General features: G+C 40.4%; 1 protein-coding gene. It reads left to right on the forward strand.

Annotated features, from left to right (window positions below; genetic code table 11):
- Positions 1-222 (forward strand): transposase (locus AAEZ02_RS22980; RefSeq protein WP_351125450.1); only part of this gene is annotated, 222 nt, incomplete at its 5' end.
- Positions 223-255 lie beyond the last annotated feature (33 nt).

Genomic DNA, 255 nt, shown 5'->3' on the forward strand with positions numbered 1-255 from the left:
GTGCGTGAATGTGGTTCAAAGCCAGTGATCCCTAGAAGACAAAATTCGAAGCAAGGAAATGGCGATATCGATTGGTGTTTATACAAATATCGGCATTTAGTTGAAAATGCTTTTGCTCGGCTCAAGCATTTTAGAGCGATAGCTACCCGCTATGATAAATTGAAAATTAATTTTGAAAGCCTGCTGGCTCTAGCTTGCTCTATAATTTGGCTGCCAATGTGAAAGATCAACAGCCCCTAGTCTTTGAGTTAATCC

Origin of the sequence: Shewanella sp. T24-MNA-CIBAN-0130 (genome assembly GCF_040310185.1) — a bacterium.
GTDB lineage: Bacteria > Pseudomonadota > Gammaproteobacteria > Enterobacterales > Shewanellaceae > Shewanella > Shewanella psychromarinicola.